The sequence below is a fragment of the Streptococcus humanilactis genome (assembly GCF_019448275.1).
In the GTDB taxonomy this organism is placed as follows: Bacteria; Bacillota; Bacilli; order Lactobacillales; family Streptococcaceae; genus Streptococcus; species Streptococcus humanilactis.
In genome coordinates this window covers 728,991-743,139 of record NZ_JAHXBZ010000001.1, presented here as the reverse complement: position 1 = coordinate 743,139, position 14,149 = coordinate 728,991, and the positions used below count along the sequence as shown (strand labels likewise).

Sequence of the window (14,149 nt, the reverse complement as noted above, 5' to 3'; positions counted from 1 at the left end):
AATGAAACGGATAGTCTTTGAACTTATTTTTATCGCAACGACCTGGTATATCTTTTTACCGCCTCTTAACCTGACCAGCTGGGAATTTCTCTTTTTCCTCTGTGGGCATTTGCTGGTTGTGGCAATCTTATTTGGCTTTGGCAAGGGGATAAATCTTGTAAAAACAGTCCATGTGCGTCACGGCAAGGCGGAAGCTACTTTAAATTTTGAGGGTTTCAAAATCAATCGGTTAGGGAAAGTTCTTTTAGCTTCTATTGGAGGAATTCTTCTCTTGGCTGGTTTAGTTTCCTTGGTGACTTCCAGCATTTTTCAGGCTAAAAATTATGCCAATGTAGTTACGGTGACGGAAAAAGACTTTACTGAATTTCCTAAGACTGATACCAGTAAGGTTCCTATTTTAGATAGAAGTACTGCTGAAAAAATTGGTGACCGCTACTTGGGTTCCCTAACCGATAAGGTGTCGCAGTACGTAGCGGCAGATACCTACACCCAATTGACGATTGATGGGAAACCTTATCGGGTTACACCACTAGAATATGCAGACCCTATCAAGTGGTTTAATAATCAGGCCAAGGGAATCGGCGAGTATATCAAGGTGGACATGGTAACTGGTAATGCGGACTTGGTGGACTTGAAGACACCAATCAAGTATTCGGACTCGGAGTATTTTAACCGTGATGTCAAGCGTCACCTGCGCTTGAAGTACCCAACTAAAATCTTCAAGACTCCATCTTTTGAGGTGGACGATGAGGGCAATCCTTTCTATGTGGCTACAGTTTACCAAAAGCAATTTGGACTTGCGGTTCCTCGTCCTGTTTCAGTCATTATCTTGGATGCTACAAATGGAGAAACCAAGGAATACAGCTTGGCAGATGTTCCGGAATGGGTGGACAGAGTTTATCCAGCTGAGGAAACCATTGAGCAAATCAACTACAACGGCAAGTACAAGGATGGTTTCTGGAATGCCATGATTTCCAAGAAAAACGTGACCCAGACTACCAAGGGCTACAATTACTTGTCTATCGGCAATGACATCTACCTCTACACAGGTGTGACATCGGCCAATGCAGATGAAAGTAATCTTGGTTTCATCCTAGAAAATATGCGAACAGGAGAAATCACTAAGTATAGCTTGGCTTCTGCGACCGAAGAATCAGCCCGTGAATCAGCTGAAGGTGCTGTTCAGGAGAAATCCTACAAGGCAACCTTCCCAATCCTCATCAACCTCAATGACAAGCCTCTATACATCATGGGCTTGAAGGACAATGCTGGCTTGGTTAAAGAGTACGCTCTGGTTGACGCAGTCGAGTACCAAAATGTTATTGTAGCTACTACGGTGGAAGAGCTACTCAGCAAGTACGCCAATAAAAACGACCTTGAAATTGACAATGCAACAACAGAAAGCATTAAGGGTGTGGTGGCAGACCTCAAATCAGCTGTTATCAAGGGCGACACCGTCTACTTCTTTAAAGTTGATGGTAAGATATACAAGGTCAAGGCCTCAGTATCAGATGATCTTCCTTACCTTGAAAATGGTAAAACCTTCGAAGGTCAAGTAGGAAAAGACAATTATCTCAAGACCTTTAAAGTGCAGTAAAAAAGGTTTATTTAAGAAATATATGTTATAAGATAAATTAATACTAATGGAGGACAAACAAATGGGTTTTTATGTGATGCTTGCTTCAATGTTACTCGGACTGCTCGCTTTGAAGATAGGTTTTTCTCAGTTCAAGGAGAAAAAAGATAAATTCTTATCTATCTTAACAAGTTTAGCTGGCCTAGCCCTTGTTCTCGTGGCTGTCTGGTTAGGATGGCCCAAATAAACAGAGAAACCTCGGTCAAACCGAGGTTTTTCAGATGAATTTCTTGGTTGTGGCTAAAAAATATGCTACACTATCAATATGAAAATTTTAATCCCAACAGCAAAAGAAATGAACACAGATTTGCCAAGTATTGAAGTCGCTCCTTTAAAATCAGAAAGTCAGGCTGTGCTGGATGTCTTGGCTCTCTATTCTGCTAGTCAATTGGAGAGTTTTTACAAAGTTTCAGCCGAGAAGGCAGTGGAGGAATTTCAACATATCCAAGCTTTGAAAAGGCAAACTGCTCAACACTATCCAGCTCTGAAACTTTTTGATGGGCTTATGTATCGCCATATCAAGCGAGACAAACTGACCGAGGTAGAACAAGCCTATCTTGAAAATCATGTATTTATTACTTCGGCTTTGTACGGAGTCGTACCAGCCTTGTCACCTATGGCCCCTCACCGTTTGGATTTTTTGATGAAGTTAAAAGTCGCTGGTAAGACTTTGAAGAGTCATTGGAAGACAGCCTACGATGAAGCTCTGAAGCTGGAAGAAGTGATTTTCTCTCTCTTGTCGTCCGAGTTTGAGACTGTATTTTCTAAGGAAATCAGAGAAAAAATGGTGACCTTCAAATTCATGGAGGATAGAGGTGGTCAGCTGAAGATTCATTCAACTATTTCTAAGAAAGCGCGTGGTGCCTTCCTAACGTCTCTGATAGAAAATCAAGTACAGACGGTAGAAGAAGCTCGTCGCTTAAGCTTTACAGGATTTGTTTACAGAGAAGACCTGTCCCAACCACAGGAATTGGTTTTTGTAAAGGAAGTATAGAAATCAGATATTTTGTATTTGGCAATATGTATCATCAGCTATTTTAGTTTATAAATGAGAAAAAAGCGAACAAGCTAGTCTTCTGAGTGTCAGAAAAGTAGTCTTGTTCGCTTTTATTATGTTAGTTACTTGATCGCATTGACCAAGTCTTCCGCTTGTTTTTCAAGTGAGTTTAGGACTGATTCTTCGAGAACCAATTTTCCGTCTGCCCAAGCAGAGTCATTGACACGTGCAGCAGTGAAATCACCAACGATTTGTGTACGGATAAATGGCAAGAGATCTTTGTAAATAGCGAAGAGTTGATCGTGACCGGCATTAGCTACAGATGATACGGTGACAAACTTGTCTTGAAGGGCAGAAGCACCACGTGTATCAGACAAGTCAAGGGCACGAGATAGCCAGTCAAGCAAATTTTTCACTGTTCCAGGGATAGAGAAGTTGTAGACTGGAGAGAAGATCCAGATAGCATCCGCAGCGAGAACCGCTTCACGAGCAGCAGCTACAGCTGGGTGAGTTGGAACTTCTAAATCTTGGCTGAAGAGAGGAAGGGCTGAATAATCGAGGTAGCTAACTTCTGCTTGACCATCAAGTGCTTTCTCAGCTTCGAGAGCCATTTGGTGGTTAAAAGAACCTTGACGTAGTGATCCGACGATAAATAATACTTTTTTAGACATGATGTGTCTCCTTTTTCTTAAATTTTCGAGAACTCTCTCGTTGTTATAAAACATATTACAACAAAACAAAAGGACTTGCAAGAAATTTGCTCAAAGATAATTAAAACTATAAAATTGCCGAAACTCTAGTCACTTGCTACTGGAATGCATTTGATTTTCGAAGAGTATTCTAACATTCTCTTGTAATATGATGACATAAGTGCTAAAATAAACAAGAAAACTCGCAATAGAAACCGCAGAACAGCTATTTTCCGGTATCATTTCATAAACAATTAAACGAAAATAATGGCATTTCAAGAATGCTTCTAAAAGGGGTGGAGATCATGTAAGGCACAGATTAACAAGTGACGGACAAAAGAAATAATAATAATAATACACTTGTTAAAGGAGAAAAAATGTTAATAAGAAATTATCGGAAAAATATTGGCCTAATGGCCGGAGTTGAGTTTTTTGCATTTCTAGGGATTACCAGTTTTTGGATTCTCTTTCTCAGTCAAAACGGAATGTCTCTTTGGCAGATTGGACTTCTGGAAAGTATTTTTCATGCGACCAGCCTTCTCTGTGAAATTCCATCTGGAATGTTGGCTGATCGTTATTCCTATAAGACCAACCTTTATTTAAGTCGAATAGCAGGGATTGTGTCTTCTATTCTCATGTTGGCTGGGCAGGGAAATTTTTGGATTTATGCACTAGCTATGGCAGTAAGTGCCTTGTCTTATAATTTTGATTCAGGAACAAGCGCAGCAATGGTCTATGACTCGGCTGTAGAGGCTGGACTAAAAGAACGCTATCTATCCATTTCAAGTTTCATGTCAGGAGTAGCAGAAGGAACTCGGTCTTTGGGGACAGTGTTGGCGGGATTTTTTGTCCATGGTCAATTGCACCTGACCTACTATATCATGATTGCAACTTCTATCATAGTTCTTGTCTTGATTTGGATGCTGAAAGAACCCAGTGTTAAGGTAGAAAAAGCTGATAGTGTGACCATGAAACAGATTATTTGGACTGTTAAGGATGAGTTGAAGCGAAATCCCATGCTGTTCAACTGGATGATTTTGTCTCAGATTGTCGGAACACTCATGTGCATGTTTTATTTTTACTATCAAAATCAGTTACCAGATTTAAGTAGTTGGCAAATTTCAGCAGTTATGCTACTTGGAAGTCTCTTGAATATCCTTGCAGTCTATCTAGCGAGTAAGATTGGAAAGAAATATGCCGCCTTGAAGATTTTCCCTATTCTCGTCCTGCTGACTGGAGTTACCTACCTGCTGTCCTACTTTGGAACACCTCTAATCTATATTTTGGTTTATTTGATTAGCAATGCTCTATATGCTCTTTTTCAGCCGATTTTTGACAACGATTTGCAAGAGCGCCTTCCAAGTGAAGTAAGGGCAACCATGCTGAGTGTCTATTCTATGATGTTTAGCCTGAGTATGATTGTCTTCTTTCCATTGACAGGCTGGTTGATTGACAATTTAGGCTTTGTAGTAGCATTTCTTTATCTAGGCTTCTTTTTAGTCATGATTAGCCTTCTACTGCCTGTCTTTTTAGGAAAAATGGCTAAAAGAATGGATGATAAAATGATTCCATAGATTAAAAGAATTTTTGAAAACTTGAGTGTCAAGCTCAGGTTTTTTAATAGGTTGATTTTGGATCTGTCTTTACTTTTCTTGCTCGGTTTTAATCAAGAAAAATCGGTTTGCTTTGAAGGAAGAAATAGAATTGGTTGCTTATACTCAATGAAAATCAAAGAGCAAACTAGGAAGCTAGCCGTAAGCTGTACTTGAGTACGGTAAGGCGACGCTGACGTAGTTTGAATTTGATTTTCGAAGAGTATTCTTGCATTCACTTGTAATAAAGCAAGATAGATGGTAAAATAGACGAGTGAAAAAAAGACAAAAAAAAGCAAAAAATAATCTACTGTGGCAGTATGGTCTAGGGATGACGATTTTGTTTGTGGTTATCAGTGCTTCCTTTCTGTATCTAGTGTTTCTGAGTATGAAACCCTATCAAACAGCTAAAAGTGAAGGAGAAAAATTAGCTCAGCAGTATGCAGGATTAGAGCAGACTGATCAGGTTGACTTATACAATGGCTTAGAATCCTATTACAGCGTTCTTGGTCGTAATAAAAAACAAGAATCACTTGCTGTCCTGATTGGAAAAGATGACCATAAGATTTACGTTTATCAGCTAAATCAGGGTGTTTCACAAGAAAAAGCAGAAGCTGTTTCTAAGGAAAAAGGAGCTGGCGAGATTGACAAGATTACCTTTGGCCGTTATCAAGATAAGCCAATTTGGGAAGTTAAGTCAGGCTCTGATTTTTATCTAGTAGATTTTGAAACAGGAGCATTGGTCAATAAGGAGGGCCTATGAAACTATCCAACCGTGTTTTAGAAATGGAAGAAAGTGTGACCTTGGCTGCTGGAGCTCGTGCCAAAGCACTAAAGGCTGAGGGAAGAGATATCCTGTCTCTAACCTTAGGCGAGCCAGATTTCACTACTCCAAAAAATATCCAAGATGCCGCCATTGCATCGATTCAAGATGGGCGTGCTTCTTTTTATACAGTAACCTCAGGCCTGCCAGAGCTCAAGGCAGCAGTCAATATCTACTTTGAGCGCTTTTATGGCTATTCTGTAGCGCCAAATCAAGTGACAGTCGCTGCAGGAGCCAAATATTCTCTCTATACCTTCTTTATGGCCGTGGTCAATCCAGGTGATGAAGTTATCATCCCAACCCCCTACTGGGTCAGCTATGGAGACCAGGTCAAGATGGCAGAGGGCGTGCCAGTCTTTGTTCCTGCGAAGGAAGACAATCATTTTAAGGTGACCGTAGAGCAGTTAGAAGCAGCTCGCACAGACAAGACCAAGGTTTTGGTGCTAAATTCACCATCTAATCCGACAGGTATGATTTACACTCGTGAGGAACTCTTGGCAATCGGAAACTGGGCTGTAGAAAAGGATATTCTCATTCTAGCAGATGATATCTATGGGCGCTTGGTCTATAATGGGCATGAATTCACACCGATTTCTAGCCTATCGGAAGCGATTCGCAAGCAAACAGTGGTCATCAATGGAGTGTCTAAGACATATGCTATGACTGGTTGGCGGATTGGCTATGCCGTCGGAGAAGCAGAAATTATCGCTGCCATGTCTAAGATTGCAGGTCAAACAACCTCCAACCCTTCAGCAGTAGCCCAGTATGCAGCAGTTGAGGCTCTATCAGGCGAGCAAGATACTGTAGAAAGTATGCGTCAGGCTTTTGAAGAACGTCTCAATACCATCTATCCCCTTCTTGCAGAAGTTCCAGGATTTGAAGTGGTCAAACCTCAAGGAGCCTTCTATCTCTTCCCAAATGTCAAAAAGGCAATGGAGATGAAAGGCTATACGGATGTGACAGAATTTACAACCGCTATCCTAGAAGAAGCTGAAGTAGCCTTGGTAACAGGAGCAGGATTTGGAGCTCCAGAAAATGTCCGCCTCAGCTATGCGACAGACCTAGACACGCTTAAAGAAGCAGTTAAACGCTTGAAATCATTTATGGAAAAATAAAAGAAAAGGAAAAACAATGACAAAACGTGTAACGATTATTGATGTAAAAGACTATGTTGGTCAAGAAGTGACGATTGGCGCTTGGGTTGCCAACAAATCAGGAAAAGGGAAAATCGCCTTCTTGCAATTGCGTGATGGAACAGCCTTTTTCCAAGGTGTAGCCTTTAAACCAAACTTTGTAGAAAAATTTGGTGAAGAAGTAGGAGCTGAAAAGTTTGATGTCATCAAACGCTTGAGCCAAGAAACGTCTGTTTATGTGACAGGTATTGTCAAAGAAGACGAACGTTCTAAGTTTGGTTATGAGTTGGACATTACAGATATCGAAGTGATTGGTGAATCTCAAGACTACCCAATCACACCAAAAGAACATGGTACAGACTTCTTGATGGACAACCGTCACTTGTGGCTCCGTTCTCGTAAGCAAGTAGCGGTGATGCAAATCCGTAACGCTATTATTTATGCAACTTATGAGTTCTTTGACAAGAACGGTTTCATGAAGTTTGATAGCCCAATCCTTTCAGGAAATGCGGCAGAAGATTCAACAGAACTCTTTGAAACAGACTACTTCGGAACGCCAGCCTACTTGAGCCAATCAGGTCAGCTTTATCTAGAAGCAGGTGCTATGGCTCTTGGTCGTGTCTTTGACTTTGGTCCCGTATTCCGTGCTGAAAAATCAAAAACACGCCGTCACTTGACTGAGTTCTGGATGATGGACGCAGAGTACTCATACTTGACACACGATGAATCACTTGACTTGCAAGAAGCTTATGTTAAAGCTCTTCTTCAAGGTGTTCTTGACCGTGCGCCTCAAGCCTTGGAAACTTTGGAACGTGATACAGAGCTCTTGAAACGCTACATTGCAGAGCCCTTCAAACGCATCACTTACGATCAAGCCATTGACCTCTTGCAAGAGCATGAAAATGATGAAGATGCTGACTACGAGCATCTTGAGCATGGAGATGACTTTGGTTCACCACACGAAACTTGGATCTCGAACCACTTTGGTGTACCAACCTTTGTCATGAACTACCCAGCAGCTATCAAGGCCTTCTACATGAAGCCAGTTCCTGGAAATCCAGAGCGCGTGCTTTGTGCAGACTTGCTTGCACCAGAAGGCTATGGAGAAATCATCGGTGGGTCTATGCGTGAGGAAGACTATGATGCATTAGTTTCTAAGATGGATGAACTTGGTATGGATCGTACAGAGTACGAATTCTACCTTGACCTTCGTAAATACGGTACTGTACCACACGGAGGATTTGGTATCGGTATCGAGCGTATGGTAACCTTCGCGGCAGGAACAAAACATATCCGTGAAGCTATTCCATTCCCACGTATGTTGCACCGTATCAAACCATAAGAACAGGAAAACGCCCATGTGGCGTTTTTTCGCATTCCAGAGTTTTTACTTGCGTAAAAAAATTTTTTCTAGTATAATAGTTTATTGTGAGCAAACCTCACTTACCCCTTGCAAAGTCTTGGGGTCATTAGACCAAAAGGAGGAACATATCAATGGCTAAATACGAAATTCTTTATATCATTCGTCCAAACATTGAAGAAGAAGCTAAAAACGCTTTGGTAGCACGTTTTGACTCTATTTTGACTGACAACGGTGCAACTGTTGTTGAATCAAAATCTTGGGAAAAACGCCGTCTTGCATACGAAATCAAAGATTTCCGTGAAGGACTTTACCACATCGTTAACGTTGAAGCAAACGACGACGCAGCTCTTAAAGAGTTTGACCGTCTTTCAAAAATCAACGCTGACATTCTTCGTCACATGATCGTCAAAACTGACGCGTAAGAAGGTAAACTATGATTAACAATGTTGTACTTGTAGGGCGTATGACACGTGACGCTGAGTTGCGTTATACCCCATCAAATGTAGCAGTTGCGACTTTTACTCTTGCAGTAAACCGTACATTTAAGAGTCAAAATGGCGAACGTGAGGCTGATTTTATCAATGTCGTTATGTGGCGCCAACAGGCTGAAAACCTTGCTAACTGGGCTAAAAAAGGCTCACTTATCGGGGTGACAGGTCGTATACAGACTCGTAGTTACGATAACCAGCAAGGACAACGTGTCTACGTGACAGAGGTCGTGGCTGAGAATTTCCAAATGTTGGAAAGCCGTAGTGTGCGTGAGGGTCACACAGGAGGAGCTTATTCTGCACCAACTGCAAACTATTCAGCGCCTACAAATTCAGTACCAGACTTTTCACGTGATGAAAATCCATTTGGAGCAACAAATCCATTGGATATTTCAGATGATGATTTACCATTCTAATGGACAAGTAAAATTATAAAGGAGAAAAAAACATGGCTCAACAACGTCGTGGCGGATTCAAACGCCGTAAAAAAGTTGATTACATCGCAGCAAACAAAATTGAATATGTTGATTACAAAGATACTGAGCTTCTTAGCCGTTTCGTTTCAGAACGTGGGAAAATCCTTCCACGTCGTGTAACAGGAACTTCAGCTAAAAATCAACGTAAAGTAACAACAGCTATCAAACGCGCTCGCGTAATGGCTTTGATGCCTTTCGTAAACGAAGATTAAAGAAAAGACCCGGTTGGGTCTTTTTTTCACAAGTTTTGAAATGAGAGAGCGAGTTGAGGTCCGGGCGGACCTCTTTTTCAGACCCGGTTGGGTCTTTTTTTCACGAGATAGTTTTTTTCTGATCTTGGCGTGCTATAATGGTAATAGAAAGAGTAAAGGTTGGTAAGTCAAAGATGAATTGTACGATTAGAAATATGATTAAGTCTGATATTGAATCCTTATCTCATGGATTTATGAATCAAGGTTGGCCTGGTAGAGAGGAAATTTTGGCTAGATATTTTCTGGAACAGGAAAGTGGGGATAGAGAAGTCTTAGTTGCAGAGTTTGATGGTGCTGTAGCGGGCTACGTTACCATTTTGCCCTCTGCTAAACATGGTCCTTTTGCAGAAGTCTATCCAGAATTATCAGATTTTAATGTGTTTGAGCCTTTTCGAAATCAAAGGATTGGGAATCAACTGCTAGAAGAAGCAGAAAAACGAGTCAAACTCATATCGGATAAGGTCACTCTTGGTGTAGGTTTGCACTTAGGCTATGGCCCTGCTCAGAGATTGTATATCAGACGGGGCTACATTCCAGATGGGACAGGTGTCTGGTATCGAAATCAACCCTTGGAAATGAATGCAACTAGCCAAAATAATGATGATTTGGTTTTGTATCTAGTAAAGGAATTCGGATAAGAGATAACGATTTTATTGGGGATGTGGGATTTCTCTACTTTATGGTATAATGGAAAGAGTTAGATTGAAAGAGGTAGTGAGATGGATGCCAAATTAAGATACAAGGCAAAGAAGATCAAGATTGTCTTTTTTGATATTGATGATACATTGAGGAATTCAAAGACAGGTTTTATTCCAGCTTCAATCCCAACTGTTTTTAAGCAATTACGTGAGAAAGGAATTTTGACAGGTATTGCTTCTGGACGAGGGATTTTTGGTGTTGTGCCAGAGATTCGTGAACTCAATCCTGACTTTTTTGTAACCTTAAATGGGGCCTACATCGAAGATAAAAAAGGTCAGGTTATTTACCAACATCAGATTGAGAAGTCAGATGTTGAGGAGTATATCTCTTGGGCTAAGCAAGAAGGAATTGAGTATGGCTTGGTTGGGAGTCATGATGCCAGGTTATCGACTCGCACCGATATGATCAGTGAAGCTATCAATCCAATTTACCCTGACTTAGATGTGGATCCCGATTTCCATGAGAAAGAAGACATCTATCAGATGTGGACTTTTGAAGATAAAGGAGATGACTTGCACTTGCCTGATAGTCTCTCAGATAAACTTCGCATGGTTCGTTGGCATCAACATTCGTCTGATATCGTGCCGATTTCAGGCTCCAAAGCGACAGGTGTGGAAAAGGTTGTGGAACACCTTGGCTTGAAACCAGAGAACGTCATGGTTTTTGGAGATGGGCTGAATGACTTGGAACTCTTTGATTATGCTGGAATCAGCGTTGCCATGGGAATTTCTCATGATAACATCAAAGAAAAAGCAGATTATATTACAAAAACATTAGAAGAAGATGGCATTTTTGATGCCTTAGAAGGATTTGGTATGGTAGAAAAAGAATTGCATTTCCCACAAGTAGACATTGAAACAGTAGAAGGTCCTATCGCGACTATTAAGACCAATCACGGAGACTTGCGTATCAAGCTCTTCCCTGAACATGCTCCTAAAGCAGTAGCTAACTTTGTAGCTCTTTCAAAAGATGGTTACTATGATGGGGTCATTTTCCACCGTATTATCAAGGATTTTATGATTCAAGGTGGAGACCCAACTGGAACTGGTATGGGTGGCGAGTCAATCTACGGCGAATCATTTGAGGATGAATTCTCAGAAGAACTTTACAATATCCGTGGTGCTCTTTCCATGGCCAATGCTGGTCCAAATACCAACGGCAGCCAGTTCTTTATCGTCCAAAACCAACACCTGCCTTATTCTAAGAAAGAAATTGCTCGTGGTGGTTGGCCAGAACCGATTGCGGAAATCTATGCCAACCAAGGAGGAACTCCTCACCTAGACCGCCGTCATACTGTTTTTGGTCAGCTAGCTGATGAAGCTTCTTACGCTATCTTGGATGCCATTGCTGCTGTTGAGACAGGAGCTATGGACAAGCCAGTTGAAGATGTTGTGATTGAAACAATTGAAATCGAGGGCTAAGATGAAAATCGGTGATAAGCTAAAGGGTCGTATTACAGGGATTCAGCCCTACGGTGCCTTTGTTGAGCTAGAGACGGGTGATACGGGGCTGATTCACATTTCAGAGATTCGGACGGGATTTATTGAAAATATTCATGAAGCCTTGAAAGTCGATGAAGAGGTTCTGGTTCAGGTAGTGGATTTAGATGAATTTACAGGGAAAGCCAGTCTTTCTATCCGTACTTTGGAGGAAGAAAAGCACCAGTTTCCGAGACGGAGACGCTTTTCAAGCGACCGTTTTAACTACGGCTTTGCGCCTCTTAAACGAATGATGCCAATTTGGACCAAGGAAGCCCTTCAACATTTGAAGAATCAGAAGCACTAGTTAGAAATTTCTATCTTTTGTAATGTTAATATAAATTTGCTATAATAGGACCATGGAAGAAGAACAATTATTAAAATCAGGAGAGCGCATTAACCAGCTCTTTTCGACAGATATTAAAATCATTCAAAATAGAGAGGTTTTTAGCTATTCGGTGGATAGTGTTCTCTTGTCACGTTTTCCACGTTTCCCTAAGAAGGGATTGATTGTGGATTTCTGCGCTGGGAATGGAGCAGTGGGGCTTTTTGCCAGTACTCGTACTCAGGCACAGATTTTGGCTGTTGAGATTCAGGAGCGTTTGGCAGATATGGCTGAACGCTCTGTCCGTTTGAATGGTTTGGAAGAGCAGATGCAGGTTATATGTGATGATTTGAAAAATATGCCTGCTTACATCCAGGGAAGTAAGGTGGATATGATTTTGTGTAATCCGCCCTATTTCAAGGTGGACCCTCATTCTAATCTGAACGAGAGTGAACATTATCTCTTGGCGCGCCACGAAATCACTACCAATTTGCAGGAAATCTGTCGTAGTGCCCATAGTATTCTCAAATCTAATGGGCGTTTGGCCATGGTTCATCGTCCTGATCGGCTTTTAGATATATTGGATACGTTACAAAGGCATAATCTAGCCCCTAAGCGCCTGCAGTTTGTTTATCCCAAAAAGGAAAAGGAAGCCAATATGCTTTTGATTGAGGCTATCAAGGATGGCTCGACAAGTGGCTTTAAGGTATTGCCACCTCTCATTGTACACAATGATGATGGCTCTTATACGCCGGAACTCGAAGAGATTTATTATGGAACATAAGGCTTATATGTACGTGCTGGAGTGTCGTGACGGATCCTACTATACAGGCTATACGACTGATGTAAGTAGACGCCTCGCTGTCCACAATAGTGGGAAGGGAGCCAAATACACACGAGCACGCTTGCCAGTCAAACTTATCTATGCTCAAGGTTTTGCCAGTAAGGAAGAAGCCATGTCGGCAGAAGCCCTTCTCAAGCGTAAGAAGCGACCACAGAAGGAGCAATTTTTATCTGAAAATCAAGATAGAAATTTACTCATACTCAATGAAAATTAAAGATCAGACTAGGAAGCTAGCCGTAGTCAGTACTTGAGTACGGCAAGGCGAAGCTGACGTGGTTTGAAGAGATTTTCGAAGAGTATCAGTTATTTTGAAGAATCGTGAGGAGCCCTTTGACTCCTCTTACTTTTGTCAAAAAGCGAAAAAAATGCTACAATAAAGAGAATAAACAAAATGAGGTATTATCATGTCTAAGATTCTAGTATTTGGTCACCAAAATCCAGACTCAGATGCCATCGGGTCATCTGTAGCCTTTGCCTACCTTGCAAAAGAAGCTTACGGTTTGGATACGGAAGCTGTTGCCCTTGGAACTCCAAATGAAGAAACAGCCTTTGTCTTGAACTATTTTGGTGTGGAAGCACCGCGTGTCATCACTTCTGCTAAAGCAGAAGGAGCAGAGCAAGTTATCCTGACTGACCACAATGAATTCCAACAATCTGTATCAGATATCGCTGAAGTAGAAGTTTATGGTGTTGTAGACCACCACCGTGTGGCTAACTTTGAAACTGCAAGCCCACTTTACATGCGTTTGGAGCCAGTTGGATCAGCGTCTTCAATCGTTTATCGTATGTTCAAAGAACATGGTGTAGCTGTTCCTAAAGAGATTGCTGGTTTGATGCTTTCAGGTTTGATTTCAGATACTCTTCTTTTGAAATCACCAACAACACACCCAACAGATAAGGTTATTGCTCCTGAATTGGCTGAATTAGCTGGTGTCAACTTGGAAGAGTATGGTTTGGCTATGTTGAAAGCTGGTACCAACTTGGCTAGCAAATCTGCTGACGAATTGATTGACATCGATGCTAAGACTTTTGAATTGAACGGAAACAATGTCCGTGTTGCCCAAGTAAACACAGTTGACATCGCTGAAGTTTTGGAACGTCAATCAGAAATTGAAGATGCAATGCAAGCTGCTAACGCAGCAAACGGTTACTCTGACTTTGTCTTGATGATTACAGATATCGTCAACTCAAACTCAGAAATCCTAGCACTTGGTGCTAACATGGACAAGGTTGAAGCAGCCTTCAACTTCAAACTTGCAGACAACCACGCCTTCCTTGCTGGTGCCGTCTCACGTAAGAAACAAGTGGTACCTCAATTGACTGAAAGCTTCAATGCTTAAGATTTTGAGTGTTAA

At 41.4% G+C, this 14,149-nt stretch carries 17 protein-coding genes; 16 read left to right on the top strand and 1 reads right to left on the bottom strand.

What is annotated here, in order from left to right; translation table 11 throughout:
* Position 1 precedes the first annotated feature (1 nt).
* From KV696_RS03540 to yaaA, 3 genes are all read left to right on the top strand, one after another.
* Positions 2-1,597 carry a hypothetical protein gene (locus KV696_RS03540; protein ID WP_219966873.1) on the top strand — a complete coding sequence of 532 codons (1,596 nt, stop codon included), beginning with the start codon at positions 2-4 and terminating at the stop codon, positions 1,595-1,597.
* A 61-nt stretch (positions 1,598-1,658) separates the two neighbouring features.
* Positions 1,659-1,823, top strand: a complete 165-nt coding sequence (locus KV696_RS03535; protein WP_000508321.1) for a YczI family protein — start codon at positions 1,659-1,661, stop codon at positions 1,821-1,823.
* A 78-nt stretch (positions 1,824-1,901) separates the two neighbouring features.
* Positions 1,902-2,630 (top strand): peroxide stress protein YaaA, encoded by a 729-nt coding sequence (gene yaaA / locus KV696_RS03530; protein ID WP_219966872.1) that lies wholly within the window; start codon positions 1,902-1,904, stop codon positions 2,628-2,630.
* A 125-nt stretch (positions 2,631-2,755) separates the two neighbouring features.
* Here the strand turns inward: yaaA and KV696_RS03525 are convergent, their stop codons facing one another.
* A complete protein-coding gene (locus KV696_RS03525; protein WP_219966871.1) occupies positions 2,756-3,304 on the bottom strand; it encodes an NADPH-dependent FMN reductase in 549 nt (182 codons plus the stop codon).
* A gap of 395 nt (positions 3,305-3,699) precedes the next feature.
* On the opposite strand from KV696_RS03525, the gene KV696_RS03520 reads away from it, so the two are divergent.
* The 13 genes from KV696_RS03520 to KV696_RS03460 all read left to right on the top strand — a co-directional run bounded on the left by KV696_RS03520 (position 3,700) and on the right by KV696_RS03460 (position 14,134).
* Positions 3,700-4,896 carry an MFS transporter gene (locus KV696_RS03520; RefSeq protein ID WP_219966870.1) on the top strand — a complete coding sequence of 399 codons (1,197 nt, stop codon included), beginning with the start codon at positions 3,700-3,702 and terminating at the stop codon, positions 4,894-4,896.
* Positions 4,897-5,188: 292 nt separating this feature from the next.
* On the top strand, positions 5,189-5,677 hold the full coding sequence (locus KV696_RS03515) for a cell wall elongation regulator TseB-like domain-containing protein (protein WP_219966869.1): 489 nt from the start codon (positions 5,189-5,191) through the stop codon (positions 5,675-5,677).
* Positions 5,674-6,852 carry a pyridoxal phosphate-dependent aminotransferase gene (locus KV696_RS03510; protein ID WP_219966868.1) on the top strand — a complete coding sequence of 393 codons (1,179 nt, stop codon included), beginning with the start codon at positions 5,674-5,676 and terminating at the stop codon, positions 6,850-6,852. The genes KV696_RS03515 and KV696_RS03510 overlap by 4 nt, the downstream gene beginning before the upstream one ends.
* A gap of 16 nt (positions 6,853-6,868) precedes the next feature.
* On the top strand, positions 6,869-8,212 hold the full coding sequence (gene asnS / locus KV696_RS03505; protein WP_219966867.1) for an asparagine--tRNA ligase: 1,344 nt from the start codon (positions 6,869-6,871) through the stop codon (positions 8,210-8,212).
* A 152-nt stretch (positions 8,213-8,364) separates the two neighbouring features.
* Positions 8,365-8,655, top strand: a complete 291-nt coding sequence (rpsF, locus tag KV696_RS03500) for a 30S ribosomal protein S6 (protein WP_001151778.1) — start codon at positions 8,365-8,367, stop codon at positions 8,653-8,655.
* Between the two features lie 11 nt (positions 8,656-8,666).
* Positions 8,667-9,137: a single-stranded DNA-binding protein SsbA gene (gene ssbA, locus KV696_RS03495; protein WP_000609606.1), complete on the top strand. Its 471-nt coding sequence runs from the start codon at positions 8,667-8,669 to the stop codon at positions 9,135-9,137.
* Between the two features lie 32 nt (positions 9,138-9,169).
* A complete protein-coding gene (gene rpsR / locus KV696_RS03490) occupies positions 9,170-9,409 on the top strand; it encodes a 30S ribosomal protein S18 (protein WP_000068664.1) in 240 nt (79 codons plus the stop codon).
* Between the two features lie 173 nt (positions 9,410-9,582).
* Complete coding sequence (locus tag KV696_RS03485; RefSeq protein WP_219966866.1) at positions 9,583-10,086, top strand: GNAT family N-acetyltransferase; 504 nt, start codon at positions 9,583-9,585, stop codon at positions 10,084-10,086.
* Between the two features lie 81 nt (positions 10,087-10,167).
* Positions 10,168-11,568, top strand: coding sequence for a bifunctional Cof-type HAD-IIB family hydrolase/peptidylprolyl isomerase (locus KV696_RS03480; protein ID WP_219966865.1), 1,401 nt, complete (start codon positions 10,168-10,170; stop codon positions 11,566-11,568).
* Position 11,569: 1 nt separating this feature from the next.
* Complete coding sequence (locus KV696_RS03475) at positions 11,570-11,932, top strand: S1 RNA-binding domain-containing protein (RefSeq protein ID WP_042901323.1); 363 nt, start codon at positions 11,570-11,572, stop codon at positions 11,930-11,932.
* A gap of 52 nt (positions 11,933-11,984) precedes the next feature.
* Positions 11,985-12,734 carry a tRNA1(Val) (adenine(37)-N6)-methyltransferase gene (locus KV696_RS03470; RefSeq protein WP_219966864.1) on the top strand — a complete coding sequence of 250 codons (750 nt, stop codon included), beginning with the start codon at positions 11,985-11,987 and terminating at the stop codon, positions 12,732-12,734.
* Positions 12,724-13,008 carry a GIY-YIG nuclease family protein gene (locus KV696_RS03465; RefSeq protein WP_219966863.1) on the top strand — a complete coding sequence of 95 codons (285 nt, stop codon included), beginning with the start codon at positions 12,724-12,726 and terminating at the stop codon, positions 13,006-13,008. The genes KV696_RS03470 and KV696_RS03465 overlap by 11 nt, the downstream gene beginning before the upstream one ends.
* Before the next feature lie 190 nt (positions 13,009-13,198).
* Positions 13,199-14,134, top strand: a complete 936-nt coding sequence (locus tag KV696_RS03460) for a manganese-dependent inorganic pyrophosphatase (RefSeq protein WP_219966862.1) — start codon at positions 13,199-13,201, stop codon at positions 14,132-14,134.
* Positions 14,135-14,149: the final 15 nt, after the last annotated feature.